Annotated in this window: 23 protein-coding genes; 11 read left to right on the forward strand and 12 right to left on the reverse strand. The window is 62.2% G+C overall.

Annotated elements, in window-relative coordinates; genetic code table 11:
- Positions 1–757: 757 nt before the first annotated feature.
- On the reverse strand, positions 758–1,030 hold the full coding sequence (rpsT, locus tag RCO31_RS20860) for a 30S ribosomal protein S20 (RefSeq protein WP_308970393.1): 273 nt from the start codon (positions 1,028–1,030) through the stop codon (positions 758–760).
- A gap of 288 nt (positions 1,031–1,318) precedes the next feature.
- Between rpsT and RCO31_RS20865 the strand changes: the two genes are divergently transcribed.
- The 3 genes from RCO31_RS20865 (at position 1,319) to RCO31_RS20875 (ending at position 3,559) form a co-directional block, all read left to right on the forward strand.
- The gene (locus RCO31_RS20865) at positions 1,319–1,636 is read left to right on the forward strand and encodes a hypothetical protein (RefSeq protein ID WP_308970496.1); all 318 of its coding nucleotides are present in this window, start codon (positions 1,319–1,321) and stop codon (positions 1,634–1,636) included.
- Positions 1,637–1,737: 101 nt separating this feature from the next.
- Entirely contained in the window at positions 1,738–2,406 is a 669-nt protein-coding gene (msrA, locus tag RCO31_RS20870; protein WP_308970394.1) for a peptide-methionine (S)-S-oxide reductase MsrA, read from the forward strand.
- 292 nt (positions 2,407–2,698) lie between these two features.
- Positions 2,699–3,559 (forward strand): polysaccharide biosynthesis/export family protein, encoded by an 861-nt coding sequence (locus RCO31_RS20875; RefSeq protein WP_374991518.1) that lies wholly within the window; start codon positions 2,699–2,701, stop codon positions 3,557–3,559.
- A 54-nt stretch (positions 3,560–3,613) separates the two neighbouring features.
- Here the strand turns inward: RCO31_RS20875 and RCO31_RS20880 are convergent, their stop codons facing one another.
- On the reverse strand, positions 3,614–4,285 hold the full coding sequence (locus RCO31_RS20880) for a dienelactone hydrolase family protein (protein ID WP_308970396.1): 672 nt from the start codon (positions 4,283–4,285) through the stop codon (positions 3,614–3,616).
- A gap of 196 nt (positions 4,286–4,481) precedes the next feature.
- On the opposite strand from RCO31_RS20880, the gene RCO31_RS20885 reads away from it, so the two are divergent.
- A complete protein-coding gene (locus RCO31_RS20885; protein ID WP_308970397.1) occupies positions 4,482–5,225 on the forward strand; it encodes an enoyl-CoA hydratase/isomerase family protein in 744 nt (247 codons plus the stop codon).
- Positions 5,226–5,240: 15 nt separating this feature from the next.
- Here RCO31_RS20885 and RCO31_RS20890 read toward each other — a convergent pair whose 3' ends face one another.
- Positions 5,241–5,438, reverse strand: coding sequence for a hypothetical protein (locus RCO31_RS20890; protein WP_308970398.1), 198 nt, complete (start codon positions 5,436–5,438; stop codon positions 5,241–5,243).
- Between RCO31_RS20890 and RCO31_RS20895 the strand changes: the two genes are divergently transcribed.
- Entirely contained in the window at positions 5,437–5,592 is a 156-nt protein-coding gene (locus RCO31_RS20895; RefSeq protein ID WP_308970399.1) for a hypothetical protein, read from the forward strand. The genes RCO31_RS20890 and RCO31_RS20895 overlap by 2 nt on opposite strands.
- Positions 5,593–5,735: 143 nt before the next feature.
- Entirely contained in the window at positions 5,736–6,140 is a 405-nt protein-coding gene (locus tag RCO31_RS20900) for a nuclear transport factor 2 family protein (protein WP_308970400.1), read from the forward strand.
- Here RCO31_RS20900 and RCO31_RS20905 read toward each other — a convergent pair.
- The 4 genes from RCO31_RS20905 to RCO31_RS20920 form a co-directional block, all read right to left on the reverse strand.
- Positions 6,137–6,697, reverse strand: coding sequence for a methylated-DNA--[protein]-cysteine S-methyltransferase (locus RCO31_RS20905; protein WP_308970401.1), 561 nt, complete (start codon positions 6,695–6,697; stop codon positions 6,137–6,139). The genes RCO31_RS20900 and RCO31_RS20905 overlap by 4 nt on opposite strands.
- A complete protein-coding gene (locus tag RCO31_RS20910; RefSeq protein WP_308970402.1) occupies positions 6,687–7,934 on the reverse strand; it encodes an Ada metal-binding domain-containing protein in 1,248 nt (415 codons plus the stop codon). Before RCO31_RS20910 ends, RCO31_RS20905 begins: the two co-directional genes overlap by 11 nt.
- Before the next feature lie 73 nt (positions 7,935–8,007).
- The gene (locus RCO31_RS20915; RefSeq protein ID WP_308970403.1) at positions 8,008–8,424 is read right to left on the reverse strand and encodes a hypothetical protein; all 417 of its coding nucleotides are present in this window, start codon (positions 8,422–8,424) and stop codon (positions 8,008–8,010) included.
- Positions 8,425–8,455: 31 nt separating this feature from the next.
- Positions 8,456–9,223: an alpha/beta fold hydrolase gene (locus RCO31_RS20920; protein ID WP_308970405.1), complete on the reverse strand. Its 768-nt coding sequence runs from the start codon at positions 9,221–9,223 to the stop codon at positions 8,456–8,458.
- A gap of 264 nt (positions 9,224–9,487) precedes the next feature.
- Here RCO31_RS20920 and htpX point away from each other — a divergent pair, with 264 nt between their 5' ends.
- Positions 9,488–10,411 carry a zinc metalloprotease HtpX gene (gene htpX / locus RCO31_RS20925; RefSeq protein ID WP_308970406.1) on the forward strand — a complete coding sequence of 308 codons (924 nt, stop codon included), beginning with the start codon at positions 9,488–9,490 and terminating at the stop codon, positions 10,409–10,411.
- Between the two features lie 71 nt (positions 10,412–10,482).
- On the opposite strand, the gene RCO31_RS20930 is transcribed toward htpX, so the two are convergent.
- From RCO31_RS20930 to RCO31_RS20935, 3 genes are all read right to left on the reverse strand, one after another.
- Positions 10,483–11,514, reverse strand: a complete 1,032-nt coding sequence (locus RCO31_RS20930) for a molybdopterin-dependent oxidoreductase (RefSeq protein WP_308970407.1) — start codon at positions 11,512–11,514, stop codon at positions 10,483–10,485.
- Between the two features lie 90 nt (positions 11,515–11,604).
- Positions 11,605–11,871: a porin gene (locus RCO31_RS34785; RefSeq protein WP_374991516.1), complete on the reverse strand. Its 267-nt coding sequence runs from the start codon at positions 11,869–11,871 to the stop codon at positions 11,605–11,607.
- 41 nt (positions 11,872–11,912) lie between these two features.
- On the reverse strand, positions 11,913–12,833 hold the full coding sequence (locus RCO31_RS20935) for a helix-turn-helix domain-containing protein (RefSeq protein WP_308970409.1): 921 nt from the start codon (positions 12,831–12,833) through the stop codon (positions 11,913–11,915).
- Positions 12,834–13,449: 616 nt separating this feature from the next.
- On the opposite strand from RCO31_RS20935, the gene RCO31_RS20940 reads away from it, so the two are divergent.
- From RCO31_RS20940 to RCO31_RS20950, 3 genes are all read left to right on the forward strand, one after another.
- A complete protein-coding gene (locus RCO31_RS20940; protein WP_308970410.1) occupies positions 13,450–14,799 on the forward strand; it encodes a DUF3300 domain-containing protein in 1,350 nt (449 codons plus the stop codon).
- On the forward strand, positions 14,796–15,767 hold the full coding sequence (locus RCO31_RS20945; RefSeq protein ID WP_308970411.1) for a DUF2950 domain-containing protein: 972 nt from the start codon (positions 14,796–14,798) through the stop codon (positions 15,765–15,767). Before RCO31_RS20940 ends, RCO31_RS20945 begins: the two co-directional genes overlap by 4 nt.
- 548 nt (positions 15,768–16,315) lie before the next feature.
- On the forward strand, positions 16,316–16,594 hold the full coding sequence (locus RCO31_RS20950) for a hypothetical protein (RefSeq protein WP_308970412.1): 279 nt from the start codon (positions 16,316–16,318) through the stop codon (positions 16,592–16,594).
- A gap of 9 nt (positions 16,595–16,603) precedes the next feature.
- Here RCO31_RS20950 and RCO31_RS20955 read toward each other — a convergent pair whose 3' ends face one another.
- Together RCO31_RS20955 and RCO31_RS20960 are read right to left on the reverse strand one after the other, a co-directional pair.
- Positions 16,604–17,581 (reverse strand): formylglycine-generating enzyme family protein, encoded by a 978-nt coding sequence (locus RCO31_RS20955; RefSeq protein WP_308970413.1) that lies wholly within the window; start codon positions 17,579–17,581, stop codon positions 16,604–16,606.
- Positions 17,582–17,827: 246 nt separating this feature from the next.
- Positions 17,828–19,270 carry an HAD family hydrolase gene (locus RCO31_RS20960; protein WP_308970414.1) on the reverse strand — a complete coding sequence of 481 codons (1,443 nt, stop codon included), beginning with the start codon at positions 19,268–19,270 and terminating at the stop codon, positions 17,828–17,830.
- Between RCO31_RS20960 and RCO31_RS20965 the strand changes: the two genes are divergently transcribed.
- The gene (locus RCO31_RS20965) at positions 19,239–19,892 is read left to right on the forward strand and encodes a response regulator transcription factor (protein WP_308970415.1); all 654 of its coding nucleotides are present in this window, start codon (positions 19,239–19,241) and stop codon (positions 19,890–19,892) included. The two genes, RCO31_RS20960 and RCO31_RS20965, sit on opposite strands and share 32 nt — an antisense overlap.
- The last annotated feature ends 131 nt before the right edge of the window (positions 19,893–20,023 follow it).

Here is a 20,023-nt window from a genome sequence, read left to right on the forward strand (position 1 = left end):
GTTACGCCGCGTACGCTAACCCCGCCACTTCAACCCGCACTTCTTGTTTTGGTACGCAACCAAACCCCCACTCCAGCAAACTTCACTCAACAGCAGACACAGCACAACCATTCTCATAAACGCATGAGTTGCCAACTCATCGTCGATTGGAATCGCCGCTTAACGCGCTTGCCGCCACCACTCTGCACGTTCGCCCGTCACCTGTTAGCCTTCCGCTTTCCAAGATCGCGGGCGCCGCGAACAAACTTAAAAAAACATAACCGCCATGGGCTCGCAATGACTTTTGTGCAACTGTTTTTGCGTCGCTGCAGCTTATGTGATTGCGCGCAATGCGCCGTGCTTCAATCGACGCAAAGCAAGAGGTTGAATCTGCGCGGTTAATCTAAGTGTGACAGCGCGAGCCATCTGACATGTCGCCCCGAAATTTATTTCTTAAAAATGTCATCGCGACTTGAGCGCTTCGCGACGTTTTCCAACTGCTACTTTCAGCGTACCGTCTAAGTAGTTCTCGGTTCGGATATTTTTCTGCGCAAAAGGCGCATGCAACTTTTTGTAGGTGCGCGCGCAAAGAGATGACAACGCACGAACGGCTCTCGTGCGAGTGTCGTCTTTTTTGATGAGCGATGATCGCGGCAGCCGTCCATCGTGCGCTGCGACAAAAGCGCCTCGGACGATCGGTGTCGCTGTGAAAATAAAAAGCCCGGCAAGAGCCGGGCTGCAATCAGGATCCAAGCCGGATCGATCTCGTTCGCAAAAGTCAGTTTGCTTTTGCGAGCTTCGCGATCTGATGCGTAAGACGTGAGACCTTTCGGCTCGCGGCGTTTCTGTGAACGATGTTCTTCTGTGCCGCGCGCATCAACTCCGGCTCGGCAATCTTCAGTGCCTTGATTGCCGCCTCGCGGTCGCCCTTTGCGACGGCCTGCTCCACGGCGCGAACCGAATTGCGCATGCCGGTGCGGCGCGACTTGTTGATGGCCGTGCGGCGAGCAATCTTTCGGGTCGCCTTGCGGGCGGAGGTCGTATTCGCCATTCTCTCGTTATCCTTCGGACGGCAACCTGACGCGCCTATCGACTGGATCGATCCGCGGCGCGCGGCTTGCGTGTGCTCAAACTGTTCCTGAAAGAACATCGGCGGCAGGATTTCAGCCCGCCGCCATCTGCCCGGCCTTATAAGGGCGGGCCTCGCCATCGTCAACGCCGGAGAAGGGGCGGCAGGGGCGTTTCGGCACGCCGCCCGGGCTCGGCCGGCGGGCCGTTTCGGTTGAAATCATCAGAAGCCGCAGCTATTTCGGAACGGGGTGCCAATCTGGGTGAATGCATGATCCGGGGTCTGTTCCGTTTTATCGGGCTGCTGCTGCTTGCCGCCGGGTTCATCTTTCTGGTCTACGACGGCCAGCGTTCGATCGCCGACCAGACGCTGCGCTTGACCCGTCTTGGCGAATTCTGGAACGATATCCATCAGTCCAGTCAGCAGTCGCTCCGGGTGATGCTTGAGGCCAGTGTGCCCTGGCTCTGGGATAGCGCCGGCCGGTTCATTTTGAACCAGCCGACCTGGGCGGTGCTTGGGGTGCTTGGCATTCTCCTGATGCTGCTGTTTCGGCCCAAAAAACAGCTGATCGGTTACGTGCGGGACTGATGCCGTCGATCTGATCGGAGCTGCGGGTCACATTTCTCAAGCGTGTCATTATATAGTGAGCACCGTATAGTTTGGCCGCTCACAGGCCAGGGAGATGAACGATGTGGTCCACGCGCAAGTCACTGGAATTGCCGACGGCCGCGCAAGCGCTGCCCGGACGCGCCACGCCGATTCCGACGGCGACATATCACTTCGTGAATGGCCATCAGCTCAAGCCGCCTTATCCGCAGGTGCTTGAGCAGGCAATATTCGCGATGGGTTGTTTCTGGGGTGCCGAGCGCAAGTTCTGGGAACTGGGCGACGGCGTGTTCGTGACCGCAGTCGGCTATGCCGGCGGCCACACCCCCAACCCGACCTATGAGGAAGTCTGTTCAGGGCGCACCGGGCACACCGAAGTCGTGCTCGTCGCGTTCGACCCGGCAAAACTCTCTTACGAGAAGCTGCTGAAGACGTTCTGGGAGAATCATGACCCAACGCAGGGCATGCGTCAGGGCAACGATATCGGCACGCAATATCGCTCGGCGATCTACACCTTCGGTGAAGCGCAGCACAAAGCCGCGGAAGCGTCGAAAGCGATGTTCGCCGCAGCGCTGGCGGCGAAGGGCTATAGCGCCATCACGACCGAGATCGCGCCGGCGGGCCCGTTTTATTTTGCGGAGGATTATCACCAACAGTATCTCGCCAAGAATCCTGCCGGCTATTGCGGGCTCGGTGGCACCGGCGTGTCGTGCCCGATCGGGGTAGGCGAGCGGAGCGATGCCGTTGTTTGAACGGCCATAGGCGAGCGGAAGCGACGCCGTTCTTCGAACGGCTATAGGCGAGCGGAAACGACGCCGTTCTCCGAACAGCTACGGGCGAGCGGGAACGCCAGCGTCGTTGAAGGACGATGCGGCGACGGTCGCCTGAATTTCGGCGCGACGAAACTCTTTCACACCGTTTATTAACCTTAACGGGCGCAAATCGGACGTGTCTCTTTGTGGGGATCGCAGTCCGGTGCTGGTGTCGCGCGTTCTTAAGATTTCGTTCACGGTTGCGACCGCTGCCCTGATTTTGTCCGGGTGCATGCAGCGACGTGGGCCCGTGGCCTACGCGCCTGCGTCTCGTTACGCATCGCCATCTGCTCAACCTCAGCCGCAACGTCCGGTCGTCACGCAACCGGGGGCGCCGGGCCGCTCCGAACTCGATGCGATGGCCTATGGCAAGGGGCCGATGCCGCCGCCCGCATCGGGAGGGCCGCCCGTCGCGCTCGCGCCCCCACCTCCACCATCCGTAGCCCCGAATCCGCCACCGGTCGTGACCGCGCAGGGCCAAAACCTGCCGCTGCCGCGTCCGATCGCGGCGTCGTCGAGGCCGGGATTGTTGAACAATCTCTTCCGCTCGAGGCGGCCGGTCGCCGTTGCAGCTCCTGCAGCCATAGCGGTGCCAGGGCCCGTCGCGGTGACAGCGACCGTCGCGCCGCACGATGCTGCCTATCGTCTCGACGCCGGCGATCGCCTGCGCATCGTCGTGTTCGGCCAGGACGGTCTGACCAATTCATATTCGGTGGATGCGTCCGGTGTTGTCACGATGCCGCTGATCGGCGCGGTGTCGGCGCGCGGCTGCACTCCGGCCGAGCTTGCGGCAGCTATCACCGCGCGTCTGCGTGCGGGCTTCATCCGCGAACCTTACGTCGCGGTCGAAATCGAAGCCTACCGGCCGTTCTTCATTCTCGGCGAGGTCACGGCACCCGGCCAGTATCCTTACGTGCCGAACCTGACGGCGGAGGCGGCGGTCGCGATCGCCGGCGGATACACGCCGCGCGCCAAGCGCAATTCGGTGTCGATCACCCGCGCCAATCAAATGGGCCAGGCCCGGATCGTCGCAACGCCCAACGCGCCACTTCAACCGGGCGACACCGTCATCGTCGGTGAGCGATGGTTCTGAGCGACGCGACGGCCTCGCGTCGCTCAGACTGACGGAAAGCCGACGCCCGTTCTCTCACTTCAAGTGCTTCGCAAAGAAGTCCATGGTGCGCTTCCAGGCCGCGTCGGCGCTCTTCTTGTCGTAGCTCGCGCGCTCGTCGCAGTGGAAGCCATGCTGCGCGTTATCATAAACGAAGATCTCGGCGTCGGGGTGCTTGGCCTTGATCGTTTCGACGTCGGGCATCGGGATGCCGGCGTCCTTTTCGCCGAAATGCATCATGGTCGCAACCTTCGGCTTCTGCTCGACATTTTTGGCAATCTGCCCGCCGTAATAGGCCACTGCGGCCTTCAGACCCGACAGCTGCGCTGCCGCCAGAAAGGTGATGGTGCCGCCCATGCAGAAGCCGGTAATGCCGACCGGGCCGACACTCTTGACGGCATCGATCGCCGCCTGGGTGTCACGCAGCATCGCCGGGAAATCCGCTTTGCCGACCATCGTGCGCGCGGTGGCAATGTCGTCGGGGGTGTAGCCGGTCTGGAAGTTCGGCTGCATGCGATCGAACACGGCCGGCGCGATCGCTACATAGCCTTCGTCTGCTAGCCGGTCGACCACCGCGCGGATGTGATGATTGACGCCGAAGATTTCCTGAATGACGACAATGGCGCCCTTCGGCGCTCCCTTCGGGTCGGCGCGGTAGGCGCCAAGCTTGAACCCGTCCGACGACGTGAGCGTCACATCCTGTCCCATGACGATATCCTTTTTTTGATTGCTCAGGCGGAAGCCTGCGATGCGGGGAAGGCCGGCAAGCAACGTCTTCGCGAATGGAAGGTCCAACTTTTCCGGCCCTGTACAGGCGTAGCATAGGCCACTACAAGGCTTTTTGAAGGGTATTTCGTCCCGCGAGACGGTCCCAACTCTGCAATTCAAGCATAAGGAAAAAGCAATGCAGAAAGTCCTGGTGGAGAACAACGCCGACGGCACCACCCTGATCATGATCAACCGCCCCGAAAAGCGCAACGCCATCTGCGCGGAGACGGCGTTGCTTTTGCAGAAGGCGTTCGTCGAGTTCGAGGCGTCGCACACCCAGAAGTGCGCAGTCCTTACCGGTGCGGGCAACGATGCATTTTCCGGCGGCGCCGACACCGGCAACTTCCCTGAACTCTGGCGCTGCATTCCAACCGTGGGCTTCCAGACCGAAAAGCCGATCATCTCGGCGGTTGCCGGCTGGTGCGTCGGTGGCGCGCTGGTGCTGTCGATGATGTGCGATATGACGGTGGCTGCCGAGAACACCAAGTTCGCCTATCCGGAAGCACGTATGGGCTTCACCGGTGGACTGATCGCTGGCCTTGCCGCTCGCATCCCGCACAAGGTCGCGATGGAAATGATCCTGCTCTGCCGCAACATCGACGCGCAGCGCGGCTACAATGTCGGGCTCTGTAATGAAGTGGTGCCGACGGGCAAGCAGGTGGAAGCAGCGCTGGCGATGGCACGCGAGATGACCGAATTCTCGCCGCTGGTGTTGAAGACCCTCAAGCGCTTCGTCACCGAAACCGTCCTCCCGAAGGGGCCGTCCGAGCTCTCGGGCCGGGCGCAGCGCTCATTGACCGCGGTGCGCGAGGACGAGGACGCTGCCGAAGCGATCGCAGCGGTGAAGGAAAAGCGCAAGCCGCGTTACAAGTCCTGGTAAGACCCGGCTCGTACGTTACTGCCACATCCAGTTGCGGCCCCAGTCGCCTTTCCAGCCCGAAAGGCGACCTCCGCGAAACTGCAAGAACAGCCGCGCGTCCCGAGCAAAGTAAACTGGGTTCGGGCGCGCAGCTGCTAGCAACTCGTTGCCTGGTGATCCGCTGACATAGTCGAGTGGAACGCCGAGCGCTGCAGCTGCTTCGGCAGCGCTCATGCCGAAACTCAACGGTGAAGTGTTTGACAGGCTTTCCGTAAACGGAACGCGCCGCGCAGGTTCAGCGGTGGCGGACGTCATCAGCATGATTGTGGTGAGGGACAGCAAAAACGCGATCGATCGTTGCGTCACCGGTGCTCCTCATTCGTGCTGACTGTCCGTCTGATCGCTCCATCGTACAATGCGGTTGCGTTGGACGGAAGGGTCGCGCAGCGCATGCGAAAAATCCTGAGGTCCGAAATCGGCCAGACATGGTCTTCGGCGCGATCTAGCTCTGTTGCGACAGGGGGGATCACGATGACCGACGTAGAGATCCAGGAGTTCATCACGAAATTTGCTGCGGCCTGGGCAGCGCGCGACGGCAAGGCGTTTTTGCAGCTTTGGGATCCTGAAGGCGTGTTGCGTACGCCCTTCGTTGGCCGCGCTTTGGCAGGCGCGGAGCTCGAGCGGCTCAACGACGTTCAGAAGGAGCAGGCGCCGGATCTGGTCTGGCAGTTGCTCGACTGGGCCTCGCGCGGCGATGTGGTCGTCGTCGAATGGCAGGTGTCTCGCGTCGCCGGCGGCAAGCGGATCGATTTCCGTGGCGTCGACAAGTTCCGGCTGCGCGACGGCAAGATTGCCGAAGAGGTCGTTTATGCCGATACCGCGCCTCTGCGTGCGGCACGCCGCAGCGAGAAGCTTGAGCCGCTCATCAACATCTAAAGGCCCGGCAGCCGTGCCGTGCCGTCCTTGAAAGCTGCGCCTTCATGGCGCAGCAGCCAACGCTTGCGGTCGATGCCGCCGCCATAGCCGGTCAGGTCGCCATTCGCGCCGATGACGCGGTGGCACGGCACGATGACACCGACCGGATTGGCGCCATTTGCGGCGCCGACTGCCCGGACGGCCTTGATTGCGCCGATGCGCGCGGCAAGGCGGCCGTAGGTTTCGGTCCTACCGGCGCCGATATCGCGCAGCGCGCGCCAGACCTTTTGCTGAAACGCCGTGCCGCCGGTCTTGACGTCAATCTGGTCGATGGCGTCGAGCCGGCCCGCGAAGTAGGCCTCAAGGTGCTCGCGAATGGGCGCCGGCGTCCGCGCCTCACGCAAGCTGTAGCCACCGCTGGGATAGTTCAGCCGCAGCAGGCGGTGCATTCGGTCTTCGTAATCGTGGAAGTCGGCGGCACGAAGGCAGCCATCGTCATCACTGACAAGCAGCATCGTGCCGATCGGCGTCTGGACGCGATCCAGCGTGAATGCATTGCGTGCAAGCTTATCCAGCATGCGCCACCCGTAGAGTGAGATCAGGCAGGCCGGGCTTCCGTCGCGTCTCGCGGCCCAGCGTTCTCGTACCCGTTATCGAACCTGCCGCAGCCAAAAGATGCGCCGCGGCATAGGCGCGCCACGGCCGCCACTGCTCCGCACGATTGCGTAATGCGTCGGGCGAGATCGTGCCGCATCCTGTCAAACGGGAAACCGCCGCGTGCAACGGCCTGCTTGTCGGATCGAACGCGTCATAAGAGGCAAGCCCCTCTTCGTCGTCCCTCGCAGCATCATCCCATGTCCCCGGAACGCGCAGGCCCGGTCGTTTGCGAACCAGCGGCGCGAGCAGCGGGTCGTCAGCGAGCTGTTTGCCGATGATGATCGGATCGGCTGAGAGGTCGAACACGCGACGAATGCGGCGGACAATCGCCGGCAATGCCGCAACGGCTGGAAAGCGGATGGTTGCGCGCAGCGCGCCCTGCGGTGCATTGCTCATGCCGACCTCGACCGTCCCGTTGGCGCCGTCCAGCGAGATCCTGCGGCGCCAAATTCCGTTCTCGATCGCGCAGGCTTCGGCGTCAGGGCGCCCGGCAAGCGCATCAAGCATGGCATCCCAATCGTATGGTGGCGCAAACGGCAGCGACAGAACAAGCGCCGAGTCATTCGCCGCAGCATCCGCGTTGGATCGGTCGGATTGCGCTCGTCGGAATTTGCCCGGCGGCCGGCGGTAGAGTTTTTGAAAGAGGGCGTTGAACCGCCGCACGCTGCCGAAACCCGACGCCAGCGCGACATGTGCGAGCGGCATGTCTGTCTCGGCGATCAGCCGTTTGGCGAACAGGACCCGGTTCGTTTGCGCGACCGTGACAGGTGACGCCCCGAGGTGCTGATGGAACAGGCGCCGCAATTGCCGTTCGCCCATGCCGAGCCGCGCTGCAAGACGTTCCACGCTCGCGTCATCCCCGTCGAGCGCGCCCTCGGCGATCAGCGCCAGGGCGCGCGAAACCGTGTTCGACGTGCCACGCCAGATCGCGAGTTGCGGCGAGCACTCGGGACGGCAGCGCAGGCAGGAGCGGAAGCCTGCTTCCTGCGCCGCGGCGGCGGTTGCGAAGAATACGACGTTCTCGCGTTTCGGCGTCCGCGCCGGACAGATCGGGCGGCAGTAAATGCCGGTCGTCTTGACGCCGGTGAAGATGCGGCCGTCGAACCGGGCGTCGCGCGAGGAGACCGCCCGGTAGCAGGCGTCGTGATCGAGATTCATGGTGCGATCCTGCCAGAGACACAGGGCAAAATCTCGCCGTTTTCGGACATGACAGGGGTCGCCCGAGGTGCCGTCAGAAATCCCGGTCGACGATCCGCCGCAGGGCCGGATGGTCCGACCCGAAAAAGACCGCTTCCCCGCCGGTCAGCTCCGCCGAGCGGACCTTGATGGCGCCGATCTTGCCGTCCGTGGAGAAGATCAGCGCCACCTGCTCGTCGCCGCAGGCGTGCGGTTTGCAGCCATAGACGCGGATGAACGGCGTGCCGTCGATCATCATCCCCTCGTCAATGGAGAGCGTCACACCGTCGAGCCGATACAGCCAGGTCGCGTCCGCGAATTCAGCCGGCAGCATAGCCTGATAATTGCGGAATAGCGTCGGATATGCGCGTGCCAGGTCCTGGATGAAATCGATCGCGTGCGCCGACGCGCTGCACCACGCCAACGCAACTGCAAATGGCCACGAATGGGACCATAAGCGGGACCGTGTCATGGCGCTCTCCGGGAGAGCGGCGAATGCTCTCCTAAGCGGCGGGTAGCCTCTCGATGAATCCGACGACGGCGTCGTTGAACGCCTTCGGCTGGTCGATGTTCGAGGCGTGACCGGCATCTTCTATCACGACCTTCTGCGCGCCGGGAATCTTCGAGGCCATGTAGTCGGAGGCCGCGATGAACGGCGTGTCTTTCGAGCCGACCACGACCAGCGACGGTACCTTGATAGCGGGCAGCGAATTGATCACGTCGGCTGTGCGCTGGGTCAGCATGCCGCGCGCCGCCTTGGCAAGGCCCTTCGCATCGCGATGAACCGCATAGGCGCGCTCGGCACTGCCGGATTTCAGCGTCGCCAGGCCATCCTTTTCCAGAGAGACAGCGCGGTTCAGCGCATTCTGGTTCCACGCCTCGCGCGCGTCGTCTTTCTTGAAGCCGGGACCGGTGTCGATGATCAACAGCGAGCGCACGCGCTCGGGATGTTTCCGGTAGAAAGCGAGCGACATGTAGCCGCCGAGTGACAGCCCGCCGACGATGGCTTTCTTCGCGCCGACCTGATCCAGCAGCGCCGCCATGTCGGCCACCGTGTGGTCTTCGCTGTAAGCGGATTGATCGGCCGGATAGTCGCTCTGGCCGTGGCCACGCATGTCCCACAGGATCAGCGTGTGGACCTTCGACAGTGGTTCGATCTGCCCCTTCCACATCTGCGCAGTCGCCGAATAGCCGTGCGTCAGGATCAGCGCCGGGCCGGAGCCGTGCACCTCGTAATAGATATTGACTCCGTCACGGTTGAGTTTTGCCATGGTCGTCGCTCCCTGCTTTTTGGTTTTTGAGGTCATCGGGGACGCGCATCCTAACGGCTTTCAGATGCAAGGGAACCGCCGATCGGCCACGGGTACAGTCTGCCTGCAATGCACGGGCGGCACGCAGAACGATGCCCGGCGGATCAGGTTTCGTGGGCCTGCGCGACGCAGCGCCGCATCGGGCGTTCTTGAAGCCGCCATTGCCGAATAACTATGTCCTGCCGAAGGGCAGCGAGGATTTCCGGCTGCCTTGAGGAGACGACGATGAACTACTTCCGGACTGCCATCCTGCTCGCGGGTCTCACCGGCCTGTTCATGGGCGTTGGCTATCTGATCGGCGGAGCTTCCGGCGCGACCATTGCACTGGTCGTCGCAGCCGGCATGAACCTGTTCGCCTACTGGAATTCCGACCGCATGGTGCTGTCGATGCACGGTGCGCAGGAAGTGGATGCGCGCTCTGCGCCCGATCTCGTGAACCTGGTCGGCCAGCTTGCCCGGAACGCCGGGCTACCGATGCCGCGCGTCTTCATCATGCATGAGGACCAGCCGAACGCATTCGCGACCGGACGGAATCCGCAGAATGCGGCTGTTGCCGTCACGACCGGCCTGGTGAACCAGCTGAGCCGCGAGGAACTCGCCGGCGTGATCGCGCACGAACTCGCGCACATCAAGAATCATGACACGCTGATCATGACGATCACCGCGACGATCGCTGGCGCGATCTCGATGATCGCTCAGTTCGGCATGTTCTTCGGCGGTAATCGCGAGAATGGCCCGGGCATCATCGGCTCGATCGCGATGATGATCCTGGCGCCGCTGGCGGCGATGCTGGTGCAAATGGCAATCAGCCGCACGCGCGAATATGCAGCCGACGACATGGGCGCGCGCATCAGCGGCCAGCCGATGTGGCTGGCCTCGGCGCTGGCCAAGATCTCCAACGCCGCGCACCAGATTCCGAATCCGGAGGCGGAGCGCAATCCGGCGACGGCGCACATGTTCATCATCAATCCGCTGTCGGGGCAGGGGATGGACAACCTTTTTGCCACACATCCCTCGACTGAGAATCGCATCGCCGCGCTGCAGCGCCTCGCTGGTGAATTCGGCGGTCGCGGCGGCTTTACGACGACGGCGCAGGCTGCGCCGCGCGGCCCGTGGAACGGTGGCGGTCGCCGCGGTCCCTGGGGCTGATGCCATAGGCAAGCGTCGCGCAGGCCATTGACGCGGCCTGCGCGCCGACGACTTTTAGAGATGTTGCCGCGTTATCTCACCACCACCTTGACGACATGAATCGCGTTGCGCGCGCCGATGTCCGGCTGCGCGGTGCCGCCGGACTCGATGGCGCGTGCGGATAACCGCGTTTCTCCAGGCGAAGAGGGACGCCACGTCAGCGAGAAACGTTGCCAGGCCCAGCCGCGCCGTTCCTCGAGACTTGCGCGCTGCGTGCTTGCGCCGTCGTCGGTGCTGATTTCGACGCACGCGATGCCGCGGAACGACCATGCCCATCCGGTGATTTCGAAAGGTTCGTTCACCGCAAGCACCGCGTCCGGTGCAGGGGTGACGATGATCGCCTCCGGCGCGATGGCCCACACCGGTCGTTGCGGTGGTTGTCCGGCGGCAACGTCCTCGGCCGAAGCATTGTCGTTGTAGAGCTTCGTGGTGAACAGGCTGTCGGCACGACGGTCTGCAAGGTGCAGCCGCCACAGCCATTTGACACTGTTGGTGCCGTAGTAGCCCGGTACGACAAGGCGGACCGGGAAGCCGTGCTCGGGCGGCAAGGGCGCACCGTTCAACTCATACGCGATCAGGATGTCGCCTGCTGCGAGACGGGCCAGCGGCAGATCTTTGACGAACCAATCGATCGAACTCCCGGCGAATTCGCCGCCATCGAGGCCGTATGACCACAGAAATTTTGCGCGCGGATCGATCCCGAAGTTGTCGAGCAGCTCCGCAAGGTCGACGCCGCCCCAGCGAACGTTGACGGCACGCCGCGTCGCAACTGTCGGTTCAAGAGGACTTCCGCAGCAGTTGTGAACGGCCTCGACGATCTTTCGAGGGCGGCGCTTCAGGTCGACAAGGTCCAGCGTCACTGAGCGTGCGAGCAGGCCGTCGATAGTGAGGCGCCATGCAGCCGGATCCACGTGCGGAATGCCGAGGTGTGCCAGCACGAACACGTCCTTCGTGGCGGTCGCCCTTTCTGTCATCTCGTGCGGCTGAAGCTTGATCTGGCGAACGCCGCCGGCTGGATCCATCGGCGGTCGTGTCGGTTCGGTGCTGCGTTGCGAAGGCGCCATCGGGGAACTCGCGTCCTTTGCAATCTGGCGCAGCGTTGCCCGTGATTTGCTGCGCTCATCCAAACATGCAGGGGTACATCTCTTGCAGAATCAGCGCCTTGTGCCCGAGACGCCGAGATCAGTGCTGACGCCGCCGCTGATGCGGATGCAGGTGTCAGAGCCTGCGAGCCGATAGAAGCCTGCGCCAAATTCTGGACAAGGCTTCATGCCGTCGGCGCGGTCTGCCGGACGTGCGACGGGCGCGTCGCTTTTCTTCTTTACTGCCTTTGCATCCCAAGGCTCTGCATGCGCTCCAGCGATCGGAGCAAGGAGCACAAGCAGGAGGGCGGCGGGAAGGCGGGTCAGGGCGTTCGACATGCTGAACGTATGGCCGCGCCGTGAGGCAATTGTTTGTCGCGTCAACTTGCGCGTTGGAGCGGCATTCCAGCCTTGTACAGTGTTTGCGACGGATATTCCCCGAACAGCGCGGCATAATGATGCGCAAAGCGCCCGTGCTCAAGGAAGCCAAACTCTGTGGCGACGTCAGTTACATGGGTGTTCGACGGGTCACCCTGGCGAAGTCTCGAATGGACCGAGCAAAGGCGATGGTGGCGAAGGAACGCGATTGGGCCGATTCCGAGCACGTCCTGAAAGGCGCGATGGAGGGTCCGGCGGGACGTCTGCAGCATGGCGCAGATCTCGGAAATATGCACCGCTCTGTTCACGTGAAGCTGCAGGTACTCTTCCACCTGGCGCACCAGTCTCAACGCCGACGGGATCGTTTCACCCATCTGGCGGGGCGTCGAACGGACGAAGATCGACGTAAAGGCCTCGATCAGGCACCGCTGCCAGAAGTCCACAGCCGCAGTCGAGAGTCCGGTGTGACGCTCGAGCCACGCGGCGATTTCCAGCACGCGCGTAGCCAGCGTCGCACGGAGGTGCGGCTCGCACGCATAGTGATGGTTCCGTGTCCAGTAGTCGACGTCGGACAAGACAGGTTCGCCGGCAAACATCGACGCGATATCCTGCGGCGAGATGGAAATGCCGGCCATTGCCGACCGCTCTCCCCATACCGCATCGAGATTGTCGCCCGGCGCCGCAACGAACACATCGCCCGACCGCAACTCGCGTGCCCACGATGTCGACCTGCCTTGGCTGTCAAGCAGCATGCAGATTGTCAGGTTGGTCGTGCCTAGAATGCCGGATGTGCGCAGAGGCAGGGAAAAATCGGTTCTGCTGAAGGCCAGCTGAGGAAACGTCGCCTTCGTCAGCGAGCCATCGAGTCGTCCGCGACCAAGCTGGACAATCTCCACCTCGGCATCAGCAATCAGCCGGCGCAAGCCATCAATGCTGTCAATGGCGGCTGTCTGAACTGAAAACGCGTTGTCCGTTGTCGTGTCATCCGGATCAGCCGAATCTTGTTCGTACTCTGGTGGCCGCGCTGCAGTGTCGGGAGCGGAAATATCGTAAGTCGGCGAGGACGTGGGGGCTTCGCGCGCGTTTTGACTAAAATCGGTTTCGTTCAGGAAGGCTGTGCTGGGCCGCATTGGCAGTCAATCCCCCGTTCGATTTGCGTTCTGCCCTCGTCTCGGCGCGCACTTCGGCTCGTCGTCGATGAAGTCACCCCCGCGAATGCGAAAGGCGATGAAGGCGTTTTGCATATGCAATGACCGGCTTCCGGCAGGCCATCGGGCGAAACCCGGAATGTCAGACCGGGATTCTCTGCTTGCCCAGGGGTGATGGCGCTTGCCGAGGGGTGATGACTTGCCGAGCCTTGGCTCGCTGTCCGACGCCGCCTTCCCTTCGAGTTCGGCGCGGCAGCCTGGTCTCGCTTTGCCAAGGGAAGCTGGAATATCCGCAATTGTCCGCAGCGCCTTTCGGGGTCTGCCTCAGTTACCGCGGATCGCCAACACTGCAAGTATCAGGGAGAACGCACGATCTTGGGGGAAGGCAAAAATGGAAGCCTCAACGACGCGTCGGCTGCGTTACGCCACGATGTGTGTGGCCTGCGTCGCATGCCTTGCCCTGCTTGGCATTGCGATCGGCGGGAGCCCTGGGCGCGTGCAAAGCGTGCAGAGCACATCGCTGCCTGTGCCGGCCTCCAGGCAGGTTCTGAACTCTGCCGAGCTCGATCAACTTGTCGCTCCGATAGCGCTCTATCCGGACCCGCTGCTGTCGGAAGTTCTGATGGCGTCCACCTATCCGCTTGAGATCGCCGAAGCGAACCGGTGGTCGAAGTCGAGCGGCGCGCGCGAAGGCGCCGAGCTGAAGGATGCGGCTGCGAACCAAAGATGGGACACTAGTGTAAAGTCGCTGATTGCGGTGCCCGAGGTGCTTGCCATCATGAAAGACAAGCTTCACTGGACGCAGAAGCTTGGTGAGGCCGTTCTGGCAGGGCAGGCCGATGTCATGCAAGCGGTGCAGCGTTTGCGGTGGAGAGCGCAGGACGGTGGCAAGCTGAACTCGAACAGGGAGCAGACGGTGTCTGTCTCCAGGCAGATGGACAAGGACTACATCGCCGTCGCTCCCGCTCAACCGCAGACGATCCATGTCCCCTATTACGATCCGGCCGTCGTCTATGGCGCGTGGCCGCATCCGGCCTATCCGCCTTATGTCTTCGAGCCTCCCGGTGATCTCGCTGCGGCAGTCGGGCGTGGAGTTGCGTTTGCGACCGGCGCGGGGGTCGGCGCCTGGGCCGTTGAAAGCACCCCGTGGGGCGGCAGCTTCAACTGGGGAGGCAACAACATCTATGTCCGCAACAACATCAGCAAAGCCAGTCGCGATACCTGGGTGCACAACCCTGAACATCGCCGCGGCGTGCGCTACGCCAGTAGCACTATGCGGCAGAAATATGCGCATCAGCCCGCGGGCGACGTGAATCAGCGGATGGCGTTTCGCGGGCATGAGAGTCAAGACGCGCTGCAGCAGCGTGACGACGACACCGGGCGGGAGCTGCAGGCGTTCGCACGTTACGATGATCGTCGCGCAAAGCCGGGCAAGGCTGTGAAGAACAGCCGGCCAAAGCAAACGGTGCGTGCTGGCCGTGCGAAAGCCATGAAACGGCCGGCTGCAGGTCGCGTGCAGGCGAGGTTTCCACGCCAAGGTCATGTAGGCGGCGCGTTCACGGGGCTCGAACGCGGCACTCTTAACCCGCTTCAGGCTGGGCCCGGCGCGCCGAGCGCCGAGAGCCATGGGAGTTTTATGGACGCGTTGCGATCGAGCTTCGGCGCAGCCGATCCCGGGATCAACCATCGTCAGCGAGTAAACGGTGGATATGCGTTGCCTGCGGGCAGAAGCAAGCCATGAGCTCTCGGTCAAGCCAATCCGCGCTGTGCGGTTGTTCCAAAACAGCGAGAGCGGCCGCGACCACGGTCCTGGTGTCGCTGACTTTGGCGTCGGCAACAGTTGCGATCGCGCAGGAACGATTCAAGTCGCCTGAGGACGCTGTGGCGGCGCTGGTCTCGGCCGTACGCGCCGGCAAGGCGCGCGACATCGCCCAGGTCCTTGGACCCAGCGGCCGCGAGATCACGCTGTCGGGTGACAAGGTTGCCGGCCGAAAGGCTCGTGCCGCCTTCCTGCTCGCTTTTGGTGTTCGGCATCAGATCGTGAAGGCAGGCAATATGGCTGAACTGCAGGTTGGTCTGCAGGATTGGACGCTGCCGATTCCCATCGTGGCGTCAGATGGAACGTGGCGGTTCGACGCTGATAGAGGCCGCGAGGAAATTCTCCATCGACGGATCGGCCGCAATGAGTCGAATGCGGTCCAGGTGATCCTCGCCTATGTGGACGCGCAAAACGACTACGCAGAAGCCAATCCGCAACGTAGTCGCGTTCCGGGCTACGCTCAGCGAGTCGCGAGTTCGCCGAACAAGAAGGATGGGCTGTATTGGCCGGCGGTCGCGAACGAGCCGCGCAGTCCACTTGGCGAGGCGATGGCCATCGCGACGTTGGAGCGAGAAGGATCCGGTCGGGAACCACGACCGTATCACGGCTACTATTACAAGATACTCACGCGTCAGGGCCCATCAGCTCCCGGCGGCGCGGCCGACTACATCGTTGATGGCAATATGATCGGTGGGTTTGCCCTGCTGGCTCATCCCGCCGAATATGGGATTTCCGGCATCAAGACTTTCCTCGTTAACCACGAGGGAACAGTCTTCCAAAAGGATCTCGGTGCCGAGACCATGTCGCTCGCCTCACGCATGACGTTGTTCGATCCGGATCACACCTGGACGAACGTGGGCCCGCGTGATCTCGCCCACAGCCAACGCTGACGCGCCGAAAACCGCTCTCACGAGTCATTTCATCGCCGCCGTGAGAGGATCTTGCGGCGGACGCAGCTTGTCGTTGCCCGCTCCTCCGCTGCTGCGACCTACCTCTCCACCGAGGTTCGCCCCTTGCGATTTGGAGGATCCTTGAGCCCCGATTGGGGGTTTGGCCCGATAGTCCGGGGGACGCTATCGGGCGAGATTGCAAGCGCGACGGCGACACGTGTCGCCCCTCGCACGATGCCCACCCGGGCGTTTCCTCCCTGCACTTGCCGCTCACCTGACCCCGGTGAGCGGCATTTTTCTTTTTTGGGCGCGTGTCCGGAAAGCGACATGCGGACACGCCCAACGCCCGGTAGATTCGGGGGCTAGCCGATGAGCGCCACCTGCAGCGCCGCGACGCGTGTCAGGATTTGCGGATAGGTGATTGTTTTCACGCTGATTTTGCGGCAAAGGCGCGGGCGCGATGGGGGTGTATGCAACACGCAGGGCTTGTACAGTTGGGAAATTACGCGCATGATTCTTGAGCTGCTTCGAGTCGCAGGAGAACCAGCATGGGGCCCGTCATGCCGATCCCGGTTGCGAAGAAGTCCGTGTCGAACTCAAGATCGCCGGGTCTCGCGCCTCATCTCGATCGGGCGCTTGGTTTGGCGCTTGACCTCCTGCTCGGGCTCGCCATCGCTGCCGGCGCAATGTTGCTGCTGAGCATCGCACTGATCAAACCAGCCAATGCTGCGGCGGGTGGGGCGCCGTTCCATCTCCAGAACTCCACCACGCTGGGCGGGCATGTCGTTGCGAGCACATCGCGGGTGCTGAAGCACGCGAGTGACTGATCGCCGACGTCAATCGTTTGCGCAGCGAAATCCGATGTGACACGTGGACGTATCGACCGGCTGCGCCATACGTGCGGCCGGCCGGTACCGCAGGCAATAGTTCGGGGCGCAGAGATACGAGCCGCCCTTTATCACCCGGCGCGGTATCCGACTGTCGGGGTTGCGAGGATCGCAGCTGTGCTCACGTGAGCCTCCGCGCGGGTCGTCGATGGTGTCGCGGACGCTCTTGATCCGCGCATGGTCCTGATACCAGTCCGACGTCAGCTCCCAGACATTGCCGGCCATATCGTAGAGTCCGTACCCGTTGGCCGGAAACGACCCGACCGGTGAAGTCCAGGCGTGGCCGTCAAACTCAAGATTCTGCCAGGGGAATTCGCCTTGCCAGGTATTCGCCATCTGGCGGCCGTCCGGCGCAAAGATGTCGCCCCACGCATATTCGGCGCCGTCGATGCCGCCGCGTGCCGCGAACTCCCATTCCGCTTCCGTTGGCAGTCGTTTGCCCGCCCATCGTGCATACGCCGACGCATCATCATAGGTGACGTGCACCACCGGATGGTCGTCGAGGCCGTCGATCGAGCTGCCAGGCCCTTGCGGATGCCGCCAATCGGCTCCCTGAACGTAGGTCCACCAGTTGTAGGGGTTGCGGAGGTCGACGCCGTGCATCGCCCTCCTGAACACCGCTGACGACGGCGCAAGCAGTACGGGATTTGCGCCGGGATAATCGTCGGGATTGGCGGGCTTCTCCGCGGATGTGACATAGCCGGTCGTCGCGACGAATTCTGCGAACGCCTGGTTGGTGACCGGACGCCTGTCCATCCAGAAGCCCTTGATCCTGACCAGGTGTGCGGGAGCCTCCTCTCGATAATGGTCGTTCGACCCCATCATGAAAGTCCCGCCTGGAATCCAGACGAGGCCGGGGCGGCATTCTTTGGAGGGTGCGTTGGTCGGCCGAATGTCTGGCTTCTTCAACAGGGCTTCCAGGCTCATCACGTTCTCCGCCCGTTGGGATCAGGGCAATTGCGGCTCGCCGAGACGGTCTCAGCGATATCCGGTCTTCGACATCCGCAACTCGTCTGAAACTTGCCGCGGGAAATACTCTGCCATCGGGCGGCACAGTGAAGCGCGTCGTATGGCAGAGAGTTCGATCGTTCTGCGACGATCCGTGGAGCGAACCGTCGACCGAAGGGGCTCGCTGTGCATTCCCGTCTCGTGCTCATCGCCTCTTCGTCTCAGTCAATGGATTTCCGGTAAGCGACGGGTCGGCTTATCGAGCGGAGCGCCCGCTTCGGGAGCCAGGGGCGCTTCGACGGGCGGAAATCCGTCGTCGAACACGATTCGCCAATCTCGCTTCATGCTGACGATTGTGATGCCGTAATCGCCAGCCTTGTCGAGCGCTTTGGACAGCGGACTTACCTTGAACCGGCGGTCGTAGGCGAACTCGCGATCTGCATCGTCGTGATGGATCAGAAGCGCAAGGCGTGGCCCCGGCCCGGTCCGGGCATAGCGCAGCATCGGCAGGTCGGCATCGGAGTTTCCGAAGGCGAAGATGGGACGCCGGCCGATATGCAACGCGATATTTTGCGGCTTCACCTCCTGGTCGACGAAGTTGTGAATGGCCGCAAGTTTGGCGAGCACCACCCGTTCGTCGCGAACTTCGAAGCGGCTCTTGACGCTGGAGCCTATGACCTGCTCGCGCGGAACGCCGTAGATTTCTTCGGCGAAGGCGCGGATCAGGTCGATATCGCCGCTGGATACGATAAAGGCCTTGAATCCGTTCACGCGCAGAAACGAGAGAAGCTCCTTCTGCGGGCGATAAGTCAGCTCGGTGAACGGTCGGCCGAGTTGCGGATGCGGGGTCGAGGCCAGCCAGTTTCTTGCATGTCGATCGAAGTCCTCTTCTGTCATGCCGGCGTGCGTCGTCGCGGCAACCTCGAAGAAGCCGGCCTTACCGAGCTTGCGGATTGTCCTGATGTCGTGTTCGAGGAATGCCTTGAACGGCTGGCGCTGCCTCAAATCAGGAACCTGCATCGCGAACTGTTCAAGCCGGGCAAGGCCGAAGAAGAACTGCACTTGCATCGGCTGCTCGCACCATAGTGTGCCATCGTTGTCGAAGGTGGCGATGCGCTCGGCCGGGCGGACATAGTCCGGTCCGCCTGCGCGGGTCACGCGGGCGACGAAGTCGATGATCGTCGATTTCGCGGCACAGTCATTCCAGGACGGAAGCGGATCGTGCGCCATTCTTGACCTCTCTTCGCACGCGGCCTCGTAAGCCGAGTGAAGGCGGTCCAGAACGCAATCGGCGCGGAAGCGGTCCTGCGCCCGACATGCGCCGCTAGTGCCTTCCGGCGAAGCTGCGGTGAAACATTGCATGGGCCCCCTGTCGGCAGACTCGTGATCTGTCTGCAGCATGCCCAGGCGGCAATTCCGTACTATCGGGTCTAGACCCGATAGTGAGATGGGCTCATCCCGTGGGTTGAGGCAGGACGGCCAGGGCGACAATTGACGGCTTGAGCTAAAATCTTCCCGAAATTCTTCACGGAGCCCTAGGACTTCACCCTGAATAAGCTGGTCAAACGGGATTGAGCGGTGCACGCCTCGTTCTGTTGGGTTGGCGATAGCATTTTGGAAGGTAGCGGCACCGGCAATGCCAGCGGCGACGACGTCAGCGAAACGCATCTTCATCGCCGACGACCATGAGGTCGTCCGGTCAGGCTTGCGATCGATCCTGGAAAGCCACGAGGGTTGGGACGTCGTCGGCGAAGCGGAAAACGGCAGGGACGCGATCAGCCTCATCATGGACAAGGCGCCGGATGTTGCAATCGTCGACTACTCGCTTCCGCTGATCAACGGCCTCGAAGTGACGCGCAGCGTCAAGGCGCGTCAGCTTGCGACCGAGATCTTGATCTTCACCATGCATGACAATGATGATTTGGTGAAGGAGTCGTTCAAGGCAGGAGCAAAGGCGTTCCTGCTGAAATCCGACGCGAAGCGTTTGCTGCTGACCGCCGTTGAATCGCTTGTGCTTCACAAGCCCTTCTTCACCGGCATCGTTTCGGAGAAGATGCTGGCGAGCTTTTTGTCGACTAATGAAGCACCGAAAGTCGCGATCTCGCCGCGCGAGCGTATGGTCATTCAGTTGATCTCGGAAGGCTACAGCAACAAGGGTATGAGCAAGATTCTCAACCTGAGCATCAAGACCATCGAGACCCATCGCGCGTCCGCGATGCGGAAGCTGGAGGTCAACTCGACTGCGGGACTGGTTCGATATGCCATCCGCAACCGCTTGGTCGAACCCTAAGCGGGACCGGCGCGGTCGACGGCCTTCATCATTTGTTGGCCATGAGCGACGCAAAGTTTTCTTGAAAAACGCTTCGAAAGTGACCCGGCTGCTTAGCTTTTGGTCAGCCATGCGTCGAGTTTGATAGCGAC

The sequence above is a fragment of the Bradyrhizobium sp. LHD-71 genome (assembly GCF_031157255.1).
In the GTDB taxonomy this organism is placed as follows: domain Bacteria; phylum Pseudomonadota; class Alphaproteobacteria; order Rhizobiales; family Xanthobacteraceae; genus P52-10.